Genomic DNA, 23,274 nt, shown 5'->3' on the forward strand with positions numbered 1-23,274 from the left:
GCTCATGGGCGCGGGCGGCTCTGCTGAGAGGAGGAAGTGGCGGCGGGGCCGGCCGGGGTGGGCTCTGGCGGCGTCGAGGTGGACCCGAGGCTGAACGAGAGCTGCGCGGCGGACGCGCCAGGCTTCAGCAGGTCCTGGAGCAGGCTCGCGTAGCGCTCGGCGAAGAGGTTCTTGATGGAAGCCTTGGAGCGCAGTTCCGCGAGCAGGCCCTTGAGCCGGGCATCCGCGTACAGCCGCTCCAGCTGTGCCTGGATTTCGGGCTGGGCGTCCTCGAACTTCCGGTCCAGCTCGGGCAGGACCTCGTGGACGAGCAGGAAGCAGTAGCCCTCCTTCGTCTCGAGGACGTCGGTGAGCTCCCCGGGCTTCAGCGCCACGAGCGCCTTCCAGACGTGGGACTCGAGCGTGTCCTCGGTCAGGTCCATCCGGGCGCCGCCGAGGGCGCGGGTGGAGCCTTCCGAGGACTTGCGGGCGACGTCGGCGAAGGCCGCGTTGCCCTTGCGCACCGTCTCCAGGAGTTCCTTGGCCCGGGCCAGCGAGTCCTTGCCGGGGAGCACGAGCACCTCGCTCGCGTGCACCCGCATGGGCTGGTGGTACGTCGCGGCGTTGGCCTCGTAGTGGCGCTTCACCTCGTCGTAGGAGACCGACCAGCCCTCGTCCTTCTTCGCCAGCCGCTCGCGCAGCAGGCGCTGGCGGATGTCCCCGCGGATGGCCGTGACGCCGTCCGGGGTGCTCTCCACGTACTGATTGAAAGACTCGATGGAGGGGAAGGTCTGCTCGAAGGCCGCGAAGGCCGCGTCGATTTCCTTCTCCGTCACCTCGAGGCCCTGCTCCTTCGCGGCCGCGTCGGTGACGGCTTCATCGATGAGCTTCTGGGTGATGGCGTTCTTGAGCAGGAGCGCGTCGGCGTCCGGGATGCGGCCGTCGGTGGAGGTGGCACGCTCGACGGTGAAGGCGAGGAGGCGGTTGAACCGCTCCAGCGAGACGGGCTTGTCGTTGACGAGGGCGACTTCCTGCTCCTCGGGCTGGTCCAGCTGGCTCGAAGCCGAGAGGGCCGCGAAGCCACCCAGGGCGATGGGGAGCAGGCTGGCGGCGATGAGCCACCGGCGCGCGGGAGGTCGAGAACGAAGACGTGAAGACGTGGCTTCCATGGTCACCGGGAGCGGGATTCGGGATTCGGGTACGGGAATGCGACGGGCCGGCCCTTGAGCAAGGAGCGGGCCCACGGCACTCCCAGAGGGAGGGGGCTGCCGCGCGTGCGCCAGCGTGTTGCTTCACAGGCAACGTCACCGGAGCGCTGTGGACCGGGGGTCCACGCGCGGCGGGTACGGCGTCAGGTGGGGTTGTGAATCAGGCCACGACGGCGTGGAGGATGCGCTCGAAGAGCCAGGGGGTCTTCGAGAGCAGGCGCACCACCGGACGGCGCAGCCGGGGACGGCGGGCCAGCATCAGCAGGGCTCGCGTCGTCCAGGCGTACTTGCGGAACACGCGCTGGAAGCTGGCCTCGTAGGGGCGCAGCGCGTCCGTGGTTGCACCCTTCGTCAGTGCGTCGGGGAGCAGCGTGCCCAGGGACTCCGCGCAGGCGAAGGCGAGGGAGAGTCCTTCTCCCGTCAGCGCATCCACGTAGCCCGCCGCGTCTCCCACCAGGGCGAAGCGGTCCGCGACTCGCGCGCGGGCCACTCGCGCCAGCGGGCCCGCGCCCCGCACCTGCGAGTCCGGGGGTACTCCCCCGAGCTGCTCGGAGAGGCGGGGGAAGCGCGCGAGGAGTGTCTCGAAGGCCACGCGTCCTTCGACGACGCCGTCCTCCCAGAGGAAGGCCAGGCCCACGCGCCGGGCTCCCGCGGGCGTCACGTACGCCTCCACCCCGTCCGCGAAGTGCACCTCCACGTAGGGTGTCCAGGGCTCCAGTTGGAAGTGTCGGCGCAGGCCGAAGCGCCTCGGGCCCGTGGACTCCACGTCCAGGCCCTCCGCCCGCCGCAGCGGCGAGCCGAGCCCGTCCGCCGCTACCAGCATCCGTGCTTCCACCGGGCCTTCGGCGGTCTCCAGTGTCATGCCTTCGCTGGTGCGACGGTGGGACAGCACCTGGGTGCGCTCGCGGAGCTCCACGCCGACGTCTCGGGCTCTTGCCACCAGGGCGGAGGCCAGGGCCACGCGACGCACGCCGAGCCCTCCGGCTCCGGGTAGCAGCCCTTCCACCGTGGAGCCGTCCTCCTGCACGTAGCGGATGCCCACGAAGGGCGAGCTCTCCCGGCGGTCCAGCAGCGCCAGCGCGCCGAGCCGGTCCAGGACGGCGAGCGCCGGAGGCATCAGGCCCTCGCCGCAGGCCTTGTCGGCGGGCACTGTGGCTCGCTCCAGCACCACCGTGTTCAGCCCGCGCGCGGTGGTGGTGATGGCCACGGCCAGCCCGGCCGGACCTCCCCCCACCACCGCGACGTCGTACCGCTTCACGTGGTGCGCTCCCATCCCGCGACGACCGACGTGCCTGGTACAGGGCCCACGGGAATGCGCAGCTTGCGCTGCTTCATGCCGCGGAGTGTGCCCGCGCCGTCACCGAGGCCTCGAGCGCGGCTCGCCGATGCATCCAGGACACGGGGGTGGCCCGCCCAGCGTGAGGTGCACCCCGGCGGCAGGTAGCGGTGGAAGGAACGTTCATTCCGCGAGCCCGCCTCCAGGACGCTGGGGGCCTCCGGCAGCCGACAGTGGCGGAAGGAACGTTCATTCCGCGGGCCTGCTTCCCGCAGGGGTGGAGCGGACTGCAGGGGTCTACCGCGCCCGGAATCCGCCGTGCTCCGACTCACGTATCGCGCTCCGCCTTCGCCATCGCGATGGCGCTCTTCGCCATCTCCACCGCCATGCCGACCATGCCCACCTTCTTCGGCGGCGCCAGCTCTCCAGCCAGGTAGCGCCGCAGCGCTTCCGCCCGGCGCAGCTTGCCGCTCGACGTGCGTGGCAGCGTCCCCGGCTCCAACAGCCGCACCGTGTGTGGCCGCACGCCCGTGGCCTCCACCACCGCCGCGCGGATGCGCTCCTCCACCTCTTCACCCACACCCGGCCCCGCTCGCTCCGCGAGGATGAGCAACGCCTCGTCCTCGCCACCCTCGGGCGTGAAGCCCAGCGCCACCGCGCAGCCCGTGCGCACTCCGTCCACCGCCTGGAGCGGCTCCTCGAACGCCTGCGGCGCGTGGTTGGCCCCCCGGATGATGACCACGTCCTTCGCCCGGCCCGTGAGGTACAGCTCTCCCTCCGCCAGGAAGCCCAGGTCGCCCGTGTCCAGCCAGCCTTCCGCCGACAACGCCCGGCCCGTCGCCTCCGTGTCGCCGTAGTAGCCCGCCATCAACGACGGCCCCCGCGCGAAGACCCGCCCCACCCGCTTCTCCGGCAGCACCGCGCCCGCCGCGTCGCGCACCTCCACCTCGAAGCCCGCCACCGGCGCTCCTACGCTCACCAGCTCGCGCGTCCCCGCCTCCACCCGCGCCTCTCGCGCCAGCACTCCCGCGTCCACGCCCAGCGAGCGCGGACCCCGGCCCTCCGGCGGGAACGTCACCGCCAGCGACGCCTCCGACAGGCCGTACACCGGCCGCAGCGCCCGCGCGGAGAAGCCCCACCGCTCGAAGCGCTGCGCGAACCGGCGCAGCGTGTCCGAGGACACCGGCTCCGCTCCGTTGAGCGCGTGCTTCCAGGAGGACAGGTCCATGCCCTGCATGTCCTCGTCCTTCACCCGCTTCAAGCACAGGCCATACGCGAAGTTGGGCGCGGGCGAGATGAACCCCTTGTGCCTCGACAGCGCGCGCAGCCACAGCGCGGGCCTCGCCAGGAAGGCCTCCGGCGGAATCAGCACCAGGTTGCCCGGGTAGTACAGCGCCGACAGCACGCAGCCGATGAGCCCCATGTCGTGGTACAGCGGCAGCCAGCTCACGCCCACCGGCGGAGTCCCCGGCCGCAACGGCATGGCCACCTCCAGCGCCGCCACCTGCGACATCAGCGCCCCGTGCGTCAGCGCCACCGGCTTCGGGTCCACCGTGGAGCCCGACGAGAACTGGATGAGCCCCAGCCCCTCCGGACGCACCGGCACCTCCAGCTCCTCGTCCCCGCGCGATACCTCGTCCACCGTGTGACAGCCCAGGCGCGGACGGGCGCGCTCCACGCTCGGCCCCAGCAGCAGCCGCACCCGCGAGTCCGTCAGCACCGCCGCCGCTCCCGTCACCTGGAGCATGCGCGCCGTGGCCCGGTGGTACTCCTCCAGCCGCCCCAGCCGCACCGGCGGATAGAGCGGCACCGGCACCGCGCCCGCCAGCAGCGTGCCGAAGAACGCGTCCATGAAGCCCGGCGAGGTGGGCAAGAGCAGCGCCACCCGCTCGCCCTCGCGCACGCCCAGCCGCGCCAGCCCCGCCGCCGTGCGCCGGGCTCGGTGGTACACCTCCGCCCACGGCACCGATACCTCCCGCTCGCCCGCGTCCACGAAGGTCAGCCCATGCGGCGTGGTGCGCGCCGTGGCCGAGAGCGCCGCAGTCACCGTCGCGTGCCTCAGCCCGGGCAGGGCCGCGCCCTTCACGGGCGCAATTCCAGAGCCCACGCCCTTCCCGGGCGCCAATCCAGAGCCCGCGACTGTATCGAGCGCAACTCCAGCGCCCGCGCCCTTCCCGATTGCACCTTCGGGGCCGGCACTCTTCACGGGCTCCACGCCAGCGCCCGCGCCCTTCACTGGCGCACCTCCGTGGCAGGGCCGGCCGGGGCCACCGCCGCTGCGGCCCGCCGCGCCACCAGCTTCGCCAGGTCCCCCACCGTGCGCACATCCTGCGCGTCCTCTTCCGACAGGCGGATGCGGAAGCGATTCTCCAGCCCCACCGCCAGCACCGTCAGCCCCAGGCTGTCCAGCTGCAGGTCCTTCAGCAGGTCCTGTCCCGGCTCCACCGCGCCCTTCCACTCCAGCTCGTCGGCGGCGATGCGGCGGATCTCCGCCAGCACTTCCAGTTCGGACTCAGTCACGGGGCACCTCCGGGATGAAGCGGGGACGGTGGGCGAACTCCCGCGCGTACGCGTCGCCGAGCGCCGCCTCCTCCGCGCGAATCCGCACGAAGAGCAACGCCGCGTTTCCCACCGAGAAGAACAGCGCCGTCCGCCACGCGCCGTGAATGAGCGGCACACACGCCAGCTCCAGCACCACCGCCACGTAGTTGGGGTGACGCAGGAAGCGGTAGGGCCCACCCGTCACCGGCGCCAGCCCCGGCACCACGATGATGCGCGAGTTCCACCGCTCCCCCAGCGTCGCGATGGCCCAGTACCGCAGCGCCTGCGCCGCCACCGCCCCGCCCAGCGCCGCCCAGCCCCACACGCCCGGGAACGACGACTCCAGGACCCACACCTCCGCCACGCACGCCCCGAGGAACAGCGTGTGGAACACCACCATGAACCGGTAGTGCCCCTGCCCCGTCTCCACGCCGCCCCGCGCGAAGGCCCGGTCCGCGTTGCGCTTGGACAGCACCAGCTCCACCAGCCGCTCCACCACGAGCAGCGCCATGAAGCCCAGGAAGACGGCTTGGGTGGAGGTCACCATCGCAAGAGCACCATCTCCGCGCAGAAGCCCGGCCCCATCGCCATCATCACGCCCCAGTCACCCGGACGCGGCCCCGCGTCCTCCAGCGTCTCGCCCAGCACGAAGAGCACCGACGCGGACGAGAGGTTGCCCACCTCGCGCAGCGACGCCCACGAGCGCTCCAGCGTGGACGCCTCCAGTTCCAGCGCCTCCTCGAAGGCCTTCAGCACCTTGGGCCCACCCGTGTGCGCCACCCAGTGCCGCACGTCCTTGCGCGCGAGGCCATGCTCCGCGAGGAAGCCGTCCACGTTGCCGCGGATGTGGTCCTTCACCAGCACCGGCACCTTGGCCGACAGCACCACCTTGAAGCCCGAGTCCACCACGTCCCAGCCCATGACACGCTCGGTGTCCGGGTAGAAGACCGAGCGCGAGGCCACCACCCTGGGGCCCTTCGCGCCCGGCGCCGCCGCGCCGCGCAGCACCGCGCACGCCGCGCCGTCCCCGAAGAGGCCGGAGGCGATGATGTTGGGGATGGACAGGTCTTCACGCTGCAGCGTCAGCGAGCACAGCTCCGTGGCGATGACGAGCGCGGTGTGCGTGGGGAAGGCCCGCAGGTAGTCCGCCGCCCGCGCGATTCCCGACGCGCCCGCCACGCACCCGAGGCCGAAGAGGGGCGTGCGCTTGAAGTCCTCGCGGAAGCGCACGCGGTTGGCCACCCGCGCCTCGATGCTGGGCGTGGCGATGCCCGTCACCGTGACGAAGAAGACGTGGTCCACGTCCGCCGGCGTCAGCTCCGCCTTGTCCAGCGCCTGGCGCACCACCACCTCGCTCAGCGCCGTGGCCTCGCGAATCCAGGCATCGTTGCGCTGCTGGAAGGTGGTGAGCGGCGGGTACGCCTCGATTGGCAGCGCGAGGTGACGGCCGCCCACCTGCACGGCGCGGTGCAAGTCCTCGAGCCGCTCGAGGTTGAAGTGCTTCTTCGCCCACAGCTCGCGGAAGGCCGCGATGAGCTGCTCCTGCGTGGCGTAGTGCGGGGGGAGGGCACGACCTACCGCGCGAATGAAGGGCGAGCTGTCCTGGACGGGTGCGCTGCTGTGCATGAAGTTCTCGAGTCCCTCGCGACGCGCTCAGGATGACGATTAGCCGGAGGCCGGGCCCGACGCGAGGCACGTCGCGCCTGGATGAACGCCGCCGGACGCGCCCCCCGCGTCACTGTCGTACGGTAGACTCGCAGCCACCCTCGGAGAAGTCACCGGGAGAGCGCTGTCACACGGCAGACAGCACGCACAGTCCAGTTGAAGGAATGCACCCCAAAGCCTGGACAGGCGTTGAACGGCCTACTCGAAGCGGTAGCCCTTGGGCACCACGGTGATGCCGGAGTCCGTCAGCGTGAAGCCGCGCGCCTTGTCCGCCTCCCGGTCGAAGCCAATCTTCGCGTTGGGCGGCACCCGCACGCCCTTGTCGATGATGGCGTTCTTCACCTGCGCGTGACGGCCGATGTCCACCTCGTCGAAGACGACGGAGCGCTCCACCTTCGCGTAGCTGTTCACCCGCACGCGGCGGAAGAGGATGCTCTCACGCACCACGCCGCCAGAGACGATGCAGCCTCCGGCCACCATGGAGTTGAGCGCCCGGCCCACCCGCTCGCCCGACTCGTGGACGAACTTGGCCGGCGGGCTGTACTCGCTGGCGGTGCGCAGCGGCCACTCGGCGTTGAAGATGTCGAACTCCGGGTTGACGGACACCAGGTCCATGGACGCCTCGTGGTACGCGTCCAGCGTCCCCACGTCCCGCCAGTACGTGTTGGGCCGCGTCTGCCCGGGGATGGGGTTCTTCGCGAAGTCGTACGTCTGGATGTGGTAGCCGTCACGCAGCGCGCGCGGCAGCACGTCCTTGCCGAAGTCGTGCTGCGAGCCCTCCGTCTTCGCGTCCACCTCCAGCAGCTCCGCCAGCACCTTGCTGCGGAAGATGTAGTTGCCCATGCTGGCCAGTGCCGTATCCGGCCGACCCGGAATGGCCTTGGGCTCCCTGGGCTTCTCCTGGAACTCCGTCACCCGGCCGCGCTCGTCCACCTGCATGACGCCGAAGCGGTGCGCGTCCGCGAGCGGCGTGGGGTACGCGGCGATGGTGATGTCGGCGCGCAGGTCCTCGTGCATCTCCAGCATGTGCGCCACGTTCATCTTGTAGATGTGGTCGCCGGAGAAGATGGCCAGGTGCTCGGGCCGGTGGTTCTCCACCAGGTGCATGTTCTGGTAGATGGCGTCCGCCGTGCCCCGGTACCACACGGGCCCCAGCTCCTCGTACAGGTACATCTGCGCCGGCACGAGCGTGATGAAGTAGTCCGACAGCAACACCGAGCCGAAGCGCCACCCGCGCTGGATGTGCTCCGTCAGCGACTGCGCCTTGAACTGCGTCAGCACGTAGATGGAGTAGATGCCCGAGTTGATGAAGTTGTTGAGGGCGAAGTCGATGATGCGGAACTTCGACCCGAAGGGCACCGCCGGCTTCGAGCGCCGCTGCGTCAGCGGCGCCAATCGCGTTCCCTGCCCGCCTGCGAGGACCATCCCGAGAATGCGCGTGGCCATGCGGTGAAGTGTCCCTCCCGCCGCGCAGTATAGGGGGCAACCCGGGTTTGTCTGGTTTCAGGGGCGGGCGTCCGGCGTGGCCGTGTGCGTCAGAGACCCGGGACTCCGGGGAGGCCCCCGAGCGCTCCCAGTCGAATCCGCGTGCACTCCCGGCCGATTCCGAGCGCGGGCGTCGCCCTATCTCTGCCTCCACGGTCCGGGGCGCTGACGCTCCGCGTCCGTCACTGGAGGTCGTCATGAAGTCCCTGTCTCGCACGCCCTGGCTCGCTGCCCTGGCGGTGTCCCTGTCCCTCGTCGCGTGCGGCGAGCCCCCCACCCCACCGCCCTCCCCGCCGTCCCACGCCCAGGCCCCGCTGCGAGAGCCCGCGCGCCGCTTCGTGCCGGGCCACGTCATCGTGAAGTTCCGGGAGTCGGACGAGGCGAGCCTGCGCGCCTCGCCGCCCACGCTTCGGGGCTTCCAGGCGCAGGACGTCAAGGCGCTCGCCGGGGGCGCGCGGCTCTGGTCCCTGGCGCCGGAGCAGCGGCGCCCGGGCGCGTCCATCGCCGAGGAAGAGGCGGACCTGCTCGGCGCCATCGAGGCGCTGCGCGCGGACGCTCGCGTCGAGTACGCGCACGAGGACCTCTACATGGAGTACTTCGCGGTGCCGAGCGACCCGCTGTACCCGCTGCAGTGGCACTACCCCGCCATCAATCTTCCCACGGCGTGGAACAGCGTCACCGGCTCGGTGAAGGTTGCCGTGCTGGACACCGGCCGGCTCGCGCACCCGGACCTCAACGGGAAGTGGGCCGCGGGTTACGACTTCGGTGACAACGACGCGGACCCGACGGACGACGACACGTACCACCACGGCCTGCACGTGGCCGGCATCCTCGCCGCGAATGCGAACAACGGCCTCGGCGGCGCGGGCGTCTGCTGGGGCTGCCAGCTCATGCCCGTCAAGGTCTCCAACAACAACGCCCCGGTGATGAGCAACGTGGGCAACGCCATCCGGTGGGCCGCTGACAACGGCGCGCGCGTCATCAACATGAGCTTCGGGACGACCAGCGGGACGGCCCCGTGCTCGGGCTACGCGTACATGCAGAGCGCCGTGACGTACGCCGTGCAGAAGAATGTCGTGGTGGTCGCCGCCGCGGGCAACAACACGGCGGACACCGCCAACGTGACGCCTGCCTCGTGCACCGGCGTGCTCGCCGTGGCCGCGAGCGGACGGGACGGACAGCTCGCGCCCTACAGCAACCGCGGGGAGCGGGTCGACGTCACCGCGCCGGGCGGAGGCCCCGCCTTCTACGGCGACGGCATCGGCTGCCCCGTGGACGGGACGACGTACAGCGGGACGGACGGCGCCGTGTCCACCTGGGCCGCGTACAAGGCAGGCACCACGCTGCTGCCCGGGGACTACTGCCACCGCTACCTCAGCGGGACGTCCATGGCGTCACCCCACGTCGCGGGCCTCGCGGCGCTCATCCTGTCCCAGCGGCCCTCGATGACGCCCGCGCAGGTCACCGCGCGCATCAAGGGCACCGCCACGCCGCTGTACTGCAAGACGTGCGGCACGGGCCTCATCAATGCCGCCGCCGCCATCTACCCTCCCCTGCCGACGAAGCCCGCCAAGGGCAACTGGTACAACCCGGCGCGCAGCGGCAACGGCCTGGACATCCAGTACGCCGCCACCGATTCTCTCGCGCTCACGTGGCTCACCTATACCTCCGCCGGCGAGCCCATCTGGTACACCAGCACCCTCACCGCCGAGACGGGCGCGTGGGCGGGCACCCTCTACGAGACGTCCTGGAATGGCACGAGCGCGTCCGCCACCCAGGTGGGGACGGCGAAGCTCACCCTGAGCAGCGGACAGTGGCGGTACGTGTGGACGAAGGGCGCCGCGTCGGGCAACGAGCCCATCCAGCGGCTGGCCTTCGGCAGCGGCGTCACGACGATGAACCTGAGCGGACACTGGTACAACGCCTGGGAGTCCGGCTGGGGCATCCTCTTCGACTCGCGGGGGACGGTGCACGTCGCCAACGTCCTCGTCTACAAGGGCACCCGTCCGACGTGGGTGCAGGGCGTGGTGGACAGTTCCGCGACTTCGCTCACGTTCAACCTGAGCTACGTGACGGGTACCAACCTGTGCCCGGGGTGCACGGGGACGCCCTCGACGGCGGTGCAGCCCGCGGGCACGCTCAGCGTCAGCGGCTCGGCGGGCGTGCCCTCGACGGCGACGGCGTCCACGCAGGTGAGCTTTCCGGGCGGCACCTGGTACCGCTCGCCCTTCACGCTCAGCCGCCTGACGGGCCCGTAGCCCCCACGTCGGAGGCAATGCCCACCGCGCGCCTGCGTACCTGAGGGATGCTGGAGGCGAATGGGGCTGCTGGCGATGGTGTGCCAGCGGTCTCTTCCGCCTCCTCGGCCCGGGGGTGCGCAGTGCCTGCTGTCTTCTCTACCGACATGGTCTCCGCGAAGGAGCGGCTGGAGTACTGGCAGGAGACGGCGAGCCGGGTCTTCCTCGGCCTGCGCACAGAGCAGAAGCGCAGGAGTGAGCCCTTCTTCGGCAGACTGGACCACCGGGAGGCAGGGGCGCTGTCGGTGACGCACCTGCACTCGGCCTCGCAGCGGGTGTACCGGGGGGAGAAGGAAATCGCCCGGGCCCCGCGCGAGTGCTTCTTCATCTGCATGCAGCTGGAGGGCGTCTGCACGGTGCGGCAGACGCGCCGGCCGGAGTATCAGACGCAGCCGGGCGACGTGGAGCTGCTCGACGGGGTGCGGCCCGGCGAAATCTCCTTCGACACCGCGTATCGCCGCGTGGTCATCCTCGTCCCGTACGCGGCGCTGCGGCCGAGGCTCGTCGACGCGGACAGGTCGATTGGAAGCGTGCTGCGGGCCAATGAGGGCACGGGCGCGCTCGTGTCCGCATACCTCAACGCGTTCGCTCGCAACGAAGTGGATGAGCCTGTCTCCGGCTCGCTGTCGGACATCCTGGTGTCGCTGCTCGCGGTGGGCTTCAACGCGAAGGAGGATGGGCCCCGGCCGGACACGGAGAGCGTGCGCGAGGCCCGGCGGCACGCCATCCGGGACCATGCCGAGCGCAACCTCGGGGACCCCGCGCTGAGCCCGATGACGGTCTCCGCCCACTTCCGCTGCTCCACGCGCTACCTGCACGGGCTGTTCGCGGAAGGGGGCGAGTCCTTCATGCGCTGGGTGCTCGCACGGCGACTCGCCCGGTGCCGGCAGGCGCTGCTCGCCCCGGCGCTGCGGGAGCGCACCATCGCGGACATCGCCTTCCGGTGGGGGTTCCAGGACCTCTCGCACTTCGGCCGCGCCTTCAAGGCTGCGTTCGGCATGACGCCTCGCGAGTGCCGCGCGGAAGGGGCCGGGCTTCGCGGCGCCACGCGGGCGCGGCGGCGCCCGGTCCGGCACTGAGAGGCGGGCACGGCGGCTCCCGGTGCGGCACTGAGAGGCGGGCTTCGCGGCGCCCGGTGCGGCACTGAGATTCCGAGCGGGCGGGCCTTCTTCCGAGGGAAGATGCGGGACGTTGACGAAGAGGAGCGAGCGCGTGAGCTGGGGGCCACGCTGGAGGGCTGACGCGAACTCACTGCGTGGTGAGCACCTTCAGCAGCTTCTGCGTCGTCACCCCTGGCTGCTCGGCGCCCTCGCGATTGGTCATCACCGCCAGCGAGGCCTTCTGCCGGGGCAGCCAGACGGCGATGGACGAGAAGCCGGGAATGCCGCCGTTGTGGCCCTGCATCGGCGCCACGGAGTCCTCCCACTGCGCGAGCCCCAGTCCATAGCCGGACTCCCCGGCGTCCTGCGTCGTGGCCCACTGGGACATCTCCGCGCGCTGCTCCACCGTGAGCAACTCCCCCGTGAGGAGAACCTCGAAGAAGCGACTGAGGTCGTCCGCGCTCGACACCAGCGCGCCGGCCGCGCCCGCGGCAGACGGATGGAGCAGCCCCTCCAGGTTCGTCCACGTGCCATCCTCCGGGTCTCGCGTGTACCCGCCCACGGTGAGGGACGGCAGCGGCTCGCCTCCGTCCAGCCCGGTGCTCGTCAGGCCCAGGGGCTCGATGATGCGCGTGCGGAACTGCTGTGCCACCGAGGTGCCCGACACGGCTTCGAGGATGTGGCCGACGAGGATGTAGTTGGTGTTCGAGTACTCCCAGCGCGCTCCCGGCTCGAAGGAGGGTGAGCGGGCCGCGCCATACGCGATGAGCTCCTCGGGCTCCCACAGCTTGCCGGGGCTGGCCATCGCCTCGGTGAGGAAGTCCGGGTTCTGGGTGTAGTTGGCCGTGCCGGCCGTGTGGTTCAGGAGCTGGCGCACGGTGATGCGGTCCGCGCGGGGGAAGTCCGGGAGCCATGTCGCGAGCGGCGCGTCCAGGGACAGCTTGCCCTCCGACTGGAGTTGCAGCGCCACCACGGCGACGAAGGTCTTGGTGATGCTTCCCGCGCGGAGCCGGTCCTCGGGCTTCATCGCGGTGGCGGACTCCACCCGGGACTGGCCCGTCGCGCCCCGCCACGTGCACTCCGGGAGACGGAGCGAGACGGTGATGCCGGGGAGGTCCTCCGCCACGGTCGCCTCTTCGAGCGCATCTTGCAGCCGGGGCGCGAGCTGCTCGCAGCGAGTGCCCTGGGGCTCGGGCTCGTCGTTGCCGCACCCCGCGAGCGAGAGCCACAGTGATGCGCAGAGCGCGAGCCGACCGGAACGATACCTGCCCATCTCATGTCCTCCAGGGGGGTGACGTGGTGCGAGCACCCGAACACCGGAGGACGGCGTTTCTGTTACCGGGTGGCGTAGATTCCGAGCACCGCTCAGCGCAGCCGGCGACACGCGGCGGTCTTCACCGCGAGGTACACGCGCGCCCCCGGCACCACGCCCAGCTCGCGCACGGAGGCGGCGGTGAGCCGCACCACCCAGCCCACCCCGGCCACGTCCACCGTGGCCGCGTCCTCTCCCGATGCCGCGGGCTCCACCTTCGCCACCGTCCCCATGAGCACATTGCGCGCGGAGACGCCGGACAGCGGGCCCATGGACAGCAGCACGTCCTCGGACGGCACGGCATACGCCGCGCGCGTGCCCGCTGACAGCTCCGGCGCGTCCGGCACCCAGAGCGCCAGCCCCTCCGTGACTCGCAGCCGCAGGCCGCCGCCCTCCGGGCGCTCCAGCGTGCCTTCCAGGATGTTCTCCTCGCCCTCCCCCTCCGACGCGAGCAGCCCCCGGGCCGTCGTGCCCAGCACCTCCGACGCGAGGCCCACCGCGCGGACCCGGCCTTCATCGAGCAGCAGGGCTTCATGCGCGAGGACGCGCGCCTCGCCGAGCTGGTGCGTCACGTACAGCATCGGCACCTTCGCCTCGTCGCGCACTCGCAGCAGGTACGGCAACACCCGCTCCTTCAGCGCCACGTCCAGCGCGGCCAGCGGCTCGTCCAGCAGCAGCAACGCGGGGTCCGTGGCCAGGGCCCTCGCCAGGGCCACGCGCTGCTTCTCGCCACCGGAGAGCGTCGCGGGATAGCGGTGCAGCAACGGCGCCAGCTCCAGGAGGGCGATGGCCTCCTCCGCTCGGGAGGGCCGGCCCTTGCGCTCACCGAAGCGCACATTCTGTCCCGCCGTGAGGTGCGGGAAGAGCAGCGCGTCCTGCGGCACGTAGCCCATGCGCCGTGCCTCCGGAGGCACGTCCACGCCGGCCTCGCTGTCCAGCAACACCCGTCCCCCGAGCTCCACGCGCCCCCGCGCCCCGCGCCGCAGCCCCGCGAGCACCTCCAGCAGCGACGTCTTCCCCGAGCCCGAGCGCCCCAGCACCGCCACGGAGGCGCCCTCAAGGCGCGTCTCCACCTCCAGCGTGAAGCGCGCCAGCGGCAGCCGGAGGGACAGGACCAGGCTCACGCCCGCGACCTCCGTCCCCGCCGCCGTGTCACCACCTCCGTCGCGTACACCGCCACGAACGCCAGCAGCGCCGCCACGCCCGCGAGCCGCAGCGCCTCCGCGTCCTCGCCCAATTGCGTGCGGTGGAAGATGGCCAGCGACAGCGTCTGCGTGCGCCCGGGGATGTTGCCCGCCACCAGCACCGTCGCGCCGAACTCGCCCAGCGCGCGGGAGAACGCCAGCAGCGCCCCCACCAGCACTCCGCGCCACGCCAGCGGCAGCGTCACCCGGAAGAACGCCCGCACCCGCGAGTCCCCCAGCGTGCGCGCCACCGCCACCAACCTCGGGTCCACCTCCTCGAACCCCGAGCGCGCCGAGCGCACCAGCAGCGGGAAGGCCATCACCGCGCTCGCCAGCACCACCGCCTTCGGCGTGAAGACCACCTCCACGCCCCACGCGTCCAGCACCCTCCCCACCGGCCCGTTGCGCGCCAGCAGCTCCAGCAGCACCAGGCCCACCGCCGTGGGCGGCAACACCATGGGCAGCGCCAGCACCGTCTCCACCAGCCCCTTGCCCGGCCCGTCCCACCGCGCCAACACGTACGCCACCACCACCCCGAGCGGGAGGATGAGCAGCGTGGCCACCGCCGCCACCGCCACCGTGAAGAAGACGAGCCCCGCCGTGCCTTCCATCACGGAGCGCCCGCCCCCTTCCCACCGAGCACGATGAAGCCCTGCCGAGCGAAGACCTTCCGCGCCTCCTCCGTCTGCAGGAAGCGGACGAAGGCCCGACCGGCCTCGGGCGCCTTCCCCTTCGCCAGCGCCGCCACCGGGTAGAGGATTCGCGGCGCGTCCGCGTCCGGCACCGCGAAGGCCACCTTCACCTTCTTCGACTGCGCCGCGTCCGTCGCGTACACCACGCCCGCGTCCACCCGCCCCGACTCCACCGCCGACAGCGCCGCGCGCACGTCCAGCGCCGGCACCACCTTCGCCTCCAGCGCCCGCCACAGCCCCGCCTTCTCCAGCCAGCCCTTCGCGTACACCCCCGCGGGCACCGCCGCCGGGTCCGCCAGCGCCAGCCGCTTCACCTCCTTCAAGCCCTCCAGCCCCACCAGCCGACCCTTCACGTCGGACGGCACCACCACCACCAACCGGTTGGACAGCAGGTCCACCCGCGTGCCGGACTGCACCAACCCCGCCTTCTCCACGGTGTCCATCCGGACCGCATCCGCCGAGAGGAAGGCATCCGCCGGAGCCCCCGCGACTGCCTGCCGCGCTAGGTCGCTGGACGCCCCGAAGGCGAACTCCACCTCGTGGCCGGTGGCCTTCGTGAAGGCCGGCGCCAGCTCCTGGAGCGCGTGGGTCGTGCTCGCCGCGGCGAACACCAGCGCCTTCTCCGCGAGCGCGGGCACCGCGGTCAGCGCGAGAAGAAGAGAGCAGAGCAGGGAGAAGGGACGCATGATGGGGTGCATCTCACTTTCCAGGGCAGGCGAGGGCTCATTGTCCACATGACCGCCCCCGCCGCGACAACAGGTTGACCCGCAACCCCCAGGCCGCTAAGGCATACTCCGTGTCACGGAATATCCATAAAGAGGAAGAAGACGTTTCGAGCGACGTGCACAAGCTGCAGCAGTTGCTGCTCGCGCTGGGCCGGCGTCGCTCGCTCCGTGACCCCATCGCCGCCACGTGCGAACAGCTCCAGTTCACCCCGCCGCAGGTGCATGCCCTGCTGTGGCTGGGCCAGGACGGCGCACTCACCATGGGCGAGCTGGCCCGGCGGCTGGGCGTCACGGAGAAGACCGTTACCGGCGTCGTGGACCGCCTGGAGCGCGAGGGCCACCTCATGCGCGAGCGCAGCGCCTCCGACCGCCGCGTCGTCCGCTGCCGCCTCACGCCTGATGGGCAGGCGACCTGGCAGAAGCTCGAGCGCTTCACGCTCCAGGGCATGGGGCAGCTGCTCAGCATCCTCGACACCAGCGACCGCAAGGCCCTCTTCCGCATCCTCGAGAAGCTCCTGCGCCGCATGGACTCGCAGACGGCGACCTCCAGTGCCCGCGAGCGCTCGGCCTGAGGCCGCCGGCCTCCCGCACGCCTGCCCACCTCCGTATGCAGGGTGAATCAGGGTTCAGCGCGTAGGCACGCCCCCGGCGGAACGCAGCGGCGCCGGAGTGCAGTCACCGGGACGAGTCCCCGGGCGGGGCTTCGCTGGAGGAGCAGGCAGGACGGCCTCGCGCGGGGCCGGGCGTTGAAGAGAGGGAGGAAGCCATGAAGCGCAGCACACGCACGCTCACGGCGGGGCTGGGACTGGTCCTCCTCCTGGCGGGCTGCCGCCGGAGCAGCGAGGAGCCCTCCTCCGCTCCGCCGCCCCCGGAGAGCTCCGCGAGCCCTTCGGCCCACAACGGAGGCCGTGCCCCCGCCGGCCAGCCGATGCCTCCGGACATGCGCGCCGCGCTCGCGTCCGTCGCCCCGCTGGTGGAGTCCGTGAGGGCCGCGGTCGTCAACGTCGAGGTCCGCGAGGCCACGCCGTCGCGCCGCGGGCCGGAGGACTCGCCCTGGGGCGAAGAGGGCGACTCTCCCTTCGGCGGCACTCCCTGGGGGCCCTTCACTCCCTTCGGCCGCCGGGCCCCTCCTTCCCAGGAGACGCCGCGCCAGGGGCTCGGCTCGGGCTTCATCATCGACGGCCAGGGGCTGGTGCTCACCAACAACCACGTCGTGCAGGACGCGACGCAGATTCACGTGCAGCTGCCCGACGGGCGCGAGCTGCGCGCGAAGGTGCTGGGCACGGACCCGCTCACGGACGTGGCCCTGCTGCGGCTCCAGCTGCCCGCCGACTCGAAGCCGCTGCCGGTGGTGCGCCTGGGTGACTCGGAGGCGCTGCGCGTGGGCGACTGGGTGGTGGCCATCGGCAACCCCTTCGGGCTGCGCTCCAGCGTCAGCCTGGGCATCGTCTCCGCCAAGGCCCGCGACATCGAAGCGGGCCCGTTCGACGACTTCCTCCAGACGGACGCCGCCATCAACCCCGGCAACTCCGGCGGCCCGCTCTTCAACCTCCGCGGCGAGGTGGTGGGCATCAACACCGCCGTCATCGGCGAGGGCGCCGGCATCGGCTTCGCGGTGCCCAGCAACCTCGTCCGCGCGCTGGTGCCGCAACTGGAGAAGGACGGCGCCGTCACGCGCGGCTGGCTGGGGGTGTCCGTCCAGGATGTGACGGCGGACCTGGGCGAGGCGCTCGGCCTGCCGGCGCGCTCGGGCGCCCTCATCACCGACGTCTCCGCGGACACGCCCGCCGCCGAGGCCGGGCTCCAGTCGGATGACGTCATCATCGCCGCGGACGGCAAGCCCATCGACTCGGGCAGGGCGCTCACGCGCCTGGTGGCGCTGACGCCTCCCGGCACCGCGCTCACCTTCTCCATCTACCGGGACGGGAAGAAGGCGGAGGTGAAGGCGACGCTGGGCACGCGGCCCGACCTGGAGGGCGTGGCCACACGGAGCCGCCCCGAGGCACGGGAGCAGCCGGCACACCTGCGCCTGGGACTGGGACTGGCGGACATGGACGCACGACTCGCGCGGGCCCAGGGGCTGCCAGCGACGGGGGCGCTGGTGACGGACGTGGACGAGAGCTCGGCGGCCGGTGCCTCGGGGCTGGAGCCGGGCATGGTGGTGGTGGAGGCGGGTGGCAAGCCGGTGCGCCGCGCCGTGGAACTGATGCGGCTGCTGCGGGAGGCGAAGCCCGGCCAGTCCGTGCTGCTGCGCGTGGTGCTGCCGGGGGGCGTGCGCGAGTTGCGCGCGCTCACGGTGCCGGCGGAGTAGCCGCGTCTCCGGGCGCGCGGGCCAGGAGCACGCGCGGGTGCAGGAGCAGGGCGATGGCCTCGCGCACCGTCCAGTAGAAGCGGTCCACCGCGTTGAGGTTGCGCTCGGTCTCCAGCGCGGGGCTGGTGGCCACGTCCAGCCCGTTGAGGCGGAAGTACTGCCGCGCCCGCAGCAGGTGGTACGGGTCCGAGACCACCACCACGCGCCGGGCGCCCAGGGCCTGGAGCACCTTCGCGGCGAGGCGCGCGTTCTCCTCCGTGGAATGGCTCTCCTCCTCCAGGACGCACGCCTCCGCCGGCACGCCCAGCCTCGTCGCGAGCGCCAGCATCACCCGTGCTTCCGATGGGGGATTCACGCCCACGCCTCCGGAGAAGACGAGCCGGGGCGCGATTCCCCGCTGGTACAGCTCCACGGCCTTCTCCGTGCGCGCCCGCAGCGCGCCGGAGGGCACGCCGCCGGGCAGCACCCGAGCGCCCAGCACCACCACCGCGTCCGCGGACTCCGCCCGCTCGCGCTGGCCGAAGCGGTCCACCACCCACGCCAGGCCGAACACGCCGCACGTCAGCGCACCCGCCGCGACGATGAGGAAACGGCGCAGGCGGCCCGGTCTGGGAGACAGCGAGGAAGGCGGCACCGGCGGCACGGTAGCCCCGCTCCGGCCGGGTCGCGAGCGCCGCGTGGCTGGAAGGAACGTTCATTCCGGCCGGGCGCCCCTCCCGCGCGTGTGCCCGGAAGGAACGCTCATTCCGGCCGGGCTGCTCCCCGCGTGTGCCCGGAAGGAACGCTCATTCCGGCCGGGGGCCCACCGGAACGCGCTTGCCTGGAAGGAACGTTCATTCCGGCCGGGCGGCCCGCGTGCGTGCCCGGAAGGAACGCTCATTCCGGCCGGGCGGCCCACGCGGATGCCCGGAAGGAACCTTCATTCCAGCCGGGCGGCCCGCGTGCGTGCCCGGAAGGAACGTTCATTCCGGCCGGGCAGCCCCCCGCGTGTGCCCGGAAGGAACGTTCCTTCCACATGGACCGGCCGCCGGCCCGCGGGCCTCACATGCCCCGTCGGCATGCGCGGTCCGCTCACGCCTCAGGGGTCGAAGCCCTCGAGGAACGCGTCGCGGCGGCCGCCCATCGGCGCCGGCATCATGCCCATGCCGAGGTCCGCCGCCGCGATTCGCGAGCCCGCCACGACGCACATGCCGGTGGTGGTATGCGACGAGACGAAGTACCGGTCCCCGGACACGTCGGTACCAGCCGGGTGGCTCATGGCGAAGCCGCGCACCCACCTCAGCGCGCCGTCCACGCGGTCCAGCTTCGCGACGAAGAGGTTGGACTGCACGCCCGGCGCCCCTCCCATGGGGCCCGTGCCCAGGTCATCCCCATCCTCGTACCGGCCGACGATGACGGCGCCGTCGTCATAGTCCATGGACACGTCCAGCCCGGAGAAGCCGAGCACCCGCACCCAGCGCTCGTTGCCGTCGCGGTCGAACGCCGCCACGTACGCATCGCTCCAGCTCCCCTTCGCCGTGTACCGCTGCCCCTTGAAGGTGAGCGGCTTGAGGAAGTCCCCCGTCATCAGCACCCGGTTGCCGTGCACGGCGACGCCACTCGCATTGCCGTAGTCCGTGGCGAGCGTCCGCTCCCACACCATGTTGCCCGCAGCGTCCAGCCGGCGGAGGTACGGCAGGAAGTTCGTGTCCGAGCGCACCTTCACGAAGTGGAAGCCCGTCAGGTAGAAGTTGCCCTCGCTGTCCGCCGCCACGCTCCGCGCGCGGCCTTCCCGGTTGTCCACGTGCATCCACAGCACGTCCCCGTCCGGCCCCACCTTCAGCAGCGCGGGCACGTCGCGCAGCACCGGGTCCGGCAGCGTGCCCGCCACCGCCACGTTGCCCCAGCGGTCCGCGTCCATCCGCTGCATGGCGAAGCTGGAGGACACCCCCAGCGCCTCCAGGCCGTACGCCCACACGAAAACACCGTCCCGGTCCAGCTTGAGCAGGAAGCGCCCCGCCGGCAGCGGCCCCGAGCCGTAGTCCACGCCCGCCGGGTTGCGGCCCGCGATGAGCACGCGGCTCTGCGAGTCCACCGTGAGCGCCTCCGCGAAGCCCGGCAGGTGGAGCGACCACAGCCGCTCGCCGCCCGCCCCGTACTTCGACACCACGAAGGTGTCCGGCAGGTACGAGGCCAGCGCGCCCTCGCCGTCCGTGAGGCTGTCGCTGGGGGCGCCCTCCGCCACGTTCAGCGCCACCACCGCGTTGCCCTCCGAGTCATGCCCCACGCCGGCGATGAACTCCTTGCCCACGCCCTTCATCGACTGGAGCCAGCGGGAGCCACCGGCCCCCGGGGCCGCCTGCGCCCGGGCGCTCACCGGCTCCGCGGCCGTCAGCGGCGCCGTTTCCGAGGGGCCCTTCCAGTCACCTTCTTCCCCCTGCCCCCCCGGCTCCGCGGGCTTCTGCGGCGCCGCCTCCGCGGGGCCCTCCCAGTCAGCTTCCTCACCCTGCTCCACCGGCCCACCGCACGCCGCCAATACCAGTGCCACGCAGGCACTCCATCCCCATCCACGACGCATGTTGCTTCTCCCCCACCGCGGCGCCCGGGCCCACGGGCAGCGGGCGTCACATCGCACGCACGGTGGGGATTCAGCCGTCCCAGCGCCACCTCTCCAGAGGGGGGTCTGACAGTCTACTGTCACACGCGGGGGCTCCCATGCCGGGAGGGCAGGCGAACGTGCGAGCACAGTGGACGCGCCCGGCCCGGCTGCGCTCCAATCCGCCGCATGATGACCGAGCAAGACGCGGCGAAGGTGCTGTCCGACGCGGAGCTGGTGCCCTGCGCGGAGATGGCGTTGATGGATGCGCGGCGGCTGGTGGACGCCTGTCTGGGCGCGGACGTCCCGGCGCTCGTCCACCGTGAGGCGTGCGCCAAGGTCGGCTGCACCCCGAAGTTCCAGGTGCTGGTGCGCCCCGAGGACGGCCCCCGCGTCGCCGCCCTCCTCCAGCAGCGCTGGCTGGACAGCATCCAGGCCGAGGGCCTGGGGAGCCCCGTCCTGCAGCCCCCGCCCGCCCAGGACGCGGACGGCGAGCCGCCCTGCCCCGCCTGCGGCACCGCCGCCCCCCTGGTCGCCGGGGCCTGCGCCGACTGCGGTCTCCAGCTCGAATAGCGAGCAGGCGTACTGCAATTTTACACTACTACTCCTTTCCTCGCCTCCGGGGTCCGGCGCACAATGGCCGTGCCCTGAGCACCCTGGGAGTACGGACACGAGCGCGCTCGGGGCCCTGGGTGGAGGACACGAATGGAAGTCAAAGGCGTCGCGTTCCTGGCGCGGCAGCAGATGATGGTGCAGACCTTCGGCGAGGCGACCTGGAAGACCTTCCTCGCGGAGTTCACGAAGAAGGAGCCGTTCTTCGCCAACCCGGTGATGCCCGTGACGCGCATGCCGGTGGACGCCTTCCTCCACCTCAATGAAGAGTTGCTGGCCCGCTTCTACGGCGGCAACAAGAGCGCCTGGTGGCAGTTCGGCATCAAGTCCGCCGAGTACGCGCTGAGCCAGGGCCAGCTCAAGACGATGTTCAGCCCGGGTGACTTGCGCCGCTTCCTCCTGTTCACCCCCGGCATCTGGAAGGGCTACTTCACCGAGGGCGACCTGAACGTCCATCCCGGCCAGGGCCACACGGACCTGAGCATCACCCACGTGCCCAAGCCCCACGTGTACTTCGAGCTGTCGGTGATGGGCTTCGCCTTCGGCGGCCTGACGCACCTGGGCGCCAAGAACCTCCAGCACCAGGTGCTCAAGAGCTACAGCAAGGGCGACAAGGAAGTGCTGTACCGCTTCAACGTGAGCTGACGCACCCGGCCGCCCCGCGCGCGCCGGGCGGCCCCCCTCGCGTCAGGGCGCGGAGCCGACGGCGCCCGCTTCGGCGGGGCGCTCGGCCACCGCCGGAGTCGACTCCGGCTCCAGCCGCAGGTCCGCCACCACCGGGTAGTGGTCCGACACGGCCACGTCCAGCACGCGGCTGGACACCGGGGTGAAGGCGTCACACGCCAGCACGTAGTCGATGCGCAGCGTGGGGAGGATGAACGGCATCGGGTACGTGCCGCGCGCCCCGCCGGTGGCCGCGACGACGTCGCGCATGTTCCGCCGCAGCAGGCGGATGGGGCGCGAGTCCGGGTCGTCGTTGAGGTCCCCCATCAGCAGCTTGGGCCGCGGGTCCGCCGCCATCAGCCGGGCCACCAGGGCGCTCTGGCGCACGCGCGCGTCCCCGTTGAAGGGACGGCGGATGAGGTGCGTGAGGTAGACGCTCACCTCGCGCCCGTCCATCAGCACCACCGCGTGGGCCAGCGTGCGGGGCTCCGCGCCGCGAGGCACCGGCAGCGGGTACTGCGCCAGCGCCTCCAGCGGGAAGCGCGACAGCAGGGCAATGCCATAGGCGCCGCCATACAAATCCGTGGTGCGGAAGTGGGCGCGGTACGGCAGGCCGGTGAGGCGGGACAGCTCCGCCACCTGGTCCATCCCGCCCGCGCGCGTGGAGCCGACGTCCACCTCCTGCAGCGCGACGACGTCCGGCACCGAGGCGCGGATGACGCCCGCCACGCCCTCCAGCCCGCGCAGGCCGGACTGGATGTTGAAGGTCATCACCCGCAGCTCCCCCGCCTTGCGTTGCACGGTGGAGACATGGGCCTCCGGTGGACGGAGGCCGGAGCCGGTCGCACACGCGAGCGGCCCCATCAGGAACAGGACGGGAAGGAGTCGGCGGAGGTGCATGCGCAAGGGCGCGGATGTTAGGCCGCGCCCCCGAAGGCTGTCGCCCCACCCCGCCGGGCCCGCTCTCGGAGCAGGCGGCCGGCTACGCACCGCGGCAGCGGCCCCGTGGCTAGCGGCGGCGGCGCGAGCGGGCGCCGAGCAGCATCAGCACCGCGCCCAGCAGCGGCGCGCCCGCGGCGGCCGAGCAGCCGCCCCCGTCATCGCCCTCGGTGCCACCCGTCACGGTGATGGTCTTCGAGGTCTGCATGGAGGCGTCGCCCGTGGGCTCGTTGTTGAAGTTGGTGGAGTTGCCCGCGGCGAAGAGCTTCACGGAGTTGCCGCTGGACGGCGCCACCAGGGTGAAGTCGAAGCGGAGCTCGCCGTTGGTGAAGGCCTTGGGCGCCTTGTGCGTCACCTCGCCGCTGGACTTGCGCGAGTCGCTACCCGCCTCCAGCGTGCCGGTGTCCACCGCCGCGTTGAAGCCGCCGCGCACGCCCGCGCCGCCCTTGATGACGAGCGTGTAGTTGCCGGTGGCGCCCGCCGCCAGCGTGTCCGGCCCCTCCAGCGTCACCGAGGGCGGCGTGCCGCCGGTGTGGCAAGTCGAGTTCATGCACGTGTTGCCGGTCTGCTTGCCGCTGTAGCCGGTCTGACCGGTGGCGTAGGCAAAGGCGGAGCCGGAGACGAGGCACGCCGCCATGGTGCCGGCGACCCAGAGAGACGAACGAAACGACCGCATGAAGCCTCCTGAAGGCGAACGACTGGGATGAGGG

At 71.9% G+C, this 23,274-nt stretch carries 21 protein-coding genes; 6 read left to right on the forward strand and 15 right to left on the reverse strand.

All coding sequences use genetic code 11. The features are described from left to right. Positions 1-2: 2 nt before the first annotated feature. The 7 genes from ACX9TP_RS42670 to glgC form a co-directional block, all read right to left on the reverse strand. The gene (locus ACX9TP_RS42670) at positions 3-1,148 is read right to left on the reverse strand and encodes a peptidylprolyl isomerase (RefSeq protein WP_482976433.1); all 1,146 of its coding nucleotides are present in this window, start codon (positions 1,146-1,148) and stop codon (positions 3-5) included. A gap of 199 nt (positions 1,149-1,347) precedes the next feature. After that, positions 1,348-2,445, reverse strand: coding sequence for an NAD(P)/FAD-dependent oxidoreductase (locus ACX9TP_RS42675; protein WP_482976434.1), 1,098 nt, complete (start codon positions 2,443-2,445; stop codon positions 1,348-1,350). 346 nt (positions 2,446-2,791) lie between these two features. Further along, entirely contained in the window at positions 2,792-4,549 is a 1,758-nt protein-coding gene (locus ACX9TP_RS42680) for a fatty acyl-AMP ligase (RefSeq protein ID WP_482976435.1), read from the reverse strand. A 146-nt stretch (positions 4,550-4,695) separates the two neighbouring features. Continuing rightward, positions 4,696-4,983: an acyl carrier protein gene (locus ACX9TP_RS42685; RefSeq protein WP_482976436.1), complete on the reverse strand. Its 288-nt coding sequence runs from the start codon at positions 4,981-4,983 to the stop codon at positions 4,696-4,698. Next, positions 4,976-5,551 (reverse strand): isoprenylcysteine carboxyl methyltransferase family protein, encoded by a 576-nt coding sequence (locus tag ACX9TP_RS42690; protein ID WP_482976437.1) that lies wholly within the window; start codon positions 5,549-5,551, stop codon positions 4,976-4,978. Before ACX9TP_RS42690 ends, ACX9TP_RS42685 begins: the two co-directional genes overlap by 8 nt. Further along, complete coding sequence (locus ACX9TP_RS42695; protein WP_482976438.1) at positions 5,545-6,630, reverse strand: type III polyketide synthase; 1,086 nt, start codon at positions 6,628-6,630, stop codon at positions 5,545-5,547. Before ACX9TP_RS42695 ends, ACX9TP_RS42690 begins: the two co-directional genes overlap by 7 nt. A gap of 237 nt (positions 6,631-6,867) precedes the next feature. Then, positions 6,868-8,115, reverse strand: coding sequence for a glucose-1-phosphate adenylyltransferase (gene glgC / locus ACX9TP_RS42700; protein ID WP_482976439.1), 1,248 nt, complete (start codon positions 8,113-8,115; stop codon positions 6,868-6,870). A 236-nt stretch (positions 8,116-8,351) separates the two neighbouring features. On the opposite strand from glgC, the gene ACX9TP_RS42705 reads away from it, so the two are divergent. Together ACX9TP_RS42705 and ACX9TP_RS42710 are read left to right on the forward strand one after the other, a co-directional pair. Next, a complete protein-coding gene (locus ACX9TP_RS42705) occupies positions 8,352-10,412 on the forward strand; it encodes a S8 family serine peptidase (RefSeq protein ID WP_482976440.1) in 2,061 nt (686 codons plus the stop codon). Between the two features lie 122 nt (positions 10,413-10,534). Further along, the gene (locus ACX9TP_RS42710) at positions 10,535-11,530 is read left to right on the forward strand and encodes a helix-turn-helix domain-containing protein (RefSeq protein ID WP_482976441.1); all 996 of its coding nucleotides are present in this window, start codon (positions 10,535-10,537) and stop codon (positions 11,528-11,530) included. A gap of 169 nt (positions 11,531-11,699) precedes the next feature. Here the strand turns inward: ACX9TP_RS42710 and ACX9TP_RS42715 are convergent, their stop codons facing one another. The 4 genes from ACX9TP_RS42715 to modA form a co-directional block, all read right to left on the reverse strand. After that, positions 11,700-12,824 carry a serine hydrolase domain-containing protein gene (locus ACX9TP_RS42715; RefSeq protein ID WP_482976442.1) on the reverse strand — a complete coding sequence of 375 codons (1,125 nt, stop codon included), beginning with the start codon at positions 12,822-12,824 and terminating at the stop codon, positions 11,700-11,702. A gap of 92 nt (positions 12,825-12,916) precedes the next feature. Next, positions 12,917-13,987: a molybdenum ABC transporter ATP-binding protein gene (gene modC, locus ACX9TP_RS42720; RefSeq protein WP_482976443.1), complete on the reverse strand. Its 1,071-nt coding sequence runs from the start codon at positions 13,985-13,987 to the stop codon at positions 12,917-12,919. After that, the gene (gene modB / locus ACX9TP_RS42725) at positions 13,984-14,658 is read right to left on the reverse strand and encodes a molybdate ABC transporter permease subunit (RefSeq protein WP_482982314.1); all 675 of its coding nucleotides are present in this window, start codon (positions 14,656-14,658) and stop codon (positions 13,984-13,986) included. Before modB ends, modC begins: the two co-directional genes overlap by 4 nt. Further along, positions 14,658-15,437 carry a molybdate ABC transporter substrate-binding protein gene (gene modA / locus ACX9TP_RS42730; protein ID WP_482976444.1) on the reverse strand — a complete coding sequence of 260 codons (780 nt, stop codon included), beginning with the start codon at positions 15,435-15,437 and terminating at the stop codon, positions 14,658-14,660. Before modA ends, modB begins: the two co-directional genes overlap by 1 nt. Before the next feature lie 98 nt (positions 15,438-15,535). On the opposite strand from modA, the gene ACX9TP_RS42735 reads away from it, so the two are divergent. Continuing rightward, entirely contained in the window at positions 15,536-16,036 is a 501-nt protein-coding gene (locus tag ACX9TP_RS42735) for a MarR family winged helix-turn-helix transcriptional regulator (protein WP_482976445.1), read from the forward strand. Between the two features lie 194 nt (positions 16,037-16,230). Beyond that, positions 16,231-17,775 carry a trypsin-like peptidase domain-containing protein gene (locus tag ACX9TP_RS42740; protein ID WP_482976446.1) on the forward strand — a complete coding sequence of 515 codons (1,545 nt, stop codon included), beginning with the start codon at positions 16,231-16,233 and terminating at the stop codon, positions 17,773-17,775. On the opposite strand, the gene ACX9TP_RS42745 is transcribed toward ACX9TP_RS42740, so the two are convergent. Both ACX9TP_RS42745 and ACX9TP_RS42750 read right to left on the reverse strand, forming a co-directional pair. Then, on the reverse strand, positions 17,756-18,409 hold the full coding sequence (locus tag ACX9TP_RS42745; RefSeq protein ID WP_482982315.1) for a YdcF family protein: 654 nt from the start codon (positions 18,407-18,409) through the stop codon (positions 17,756-17,758). The two genes, ACX9TP_RS42740 and ACX9TP_RS42745, sit on opposite strands and share 20 nt — an antisense overlap. Positions 18,410-18,853: 444 nt before the next feature. Next, entirely contained in the window at positions 18,854-20,302 is a 1,449-nt protein-coding gene (locus ACX9TP_RS42750) for a hypothetical protein (RefSeq protein WP_482976447.1), read from the reverse strand. 237 nt (positions 20,303-20,539) lie between these two features. Here ACX9TP_RS42750 and ACX9TP_RS42755 point away from each other — a divergent pair, with 237 nt between their 5' ends. Together ACX9TP_RS42755 and ACX9TP_RS42760 are read left to right on the forward strand one after the other, a co-directional pair. Further along, entirely contained in the window at positions 20,540-20,923 is a 384-nt protein-coding gene (locus ACX9TP_RS42755) for a hypothetical protein (protein WP_482976448.1), read from the forward strand. Positions 20,924-21,055: 132 nt separating this feature from the next. After that, on the forward strand, positions 21,056-21,607 hold the full coding sequence (locus tag ACX9TP_RS42760; RefSeq protein WP_482976449.1) for a hypothetical protein: 552 nt from the start codon (positions 21,056-21,058) through the stop codon (positions 21,605-21,607). Between the two features lie 42 nt (positions 21,608-21,649). On the opposite strand, the gene ACX9TP_RS42765 is transcribed toward ACX9TP_RS42760, so the two are convergent. Both ACX9TP_RS42765 and ACX9TP_RS42770 read right to left on the reverse strand, forming a co-directional pair. Further along, the gene (locus tag ACX9TP_RS42765) at positions 21,650-22,426 is read right to left on the reverse strand and encodes an endonuclease/exonuclease/phosphatase family protein (protein WP_482976450.1); all 777 of its coding nucleotides are present in this window, start codon (positions 22,424-22,426) and stop codon (positions 21,650-21,652) included. Positions 22,427-22,634: 208 nt separating this feature from the next. Beyond that, positions 22,635-23,240: an MXAN_6652 family MXYO-CTERM-anchored protein gene (locus ACX9TP_RS42770; protein WP_482976451.1), complete on the reverse strand. Its 606-nt coding sequence runs from the start codon at positions 23,238-23,240 to the stop codon at positions 22,635-22,637. Positions 23,241-23,274 lie beyond the last annotated feature (34 nt).

Source organism: Pyxidicoccus sp. M15 (assembly GCF_056858435.1).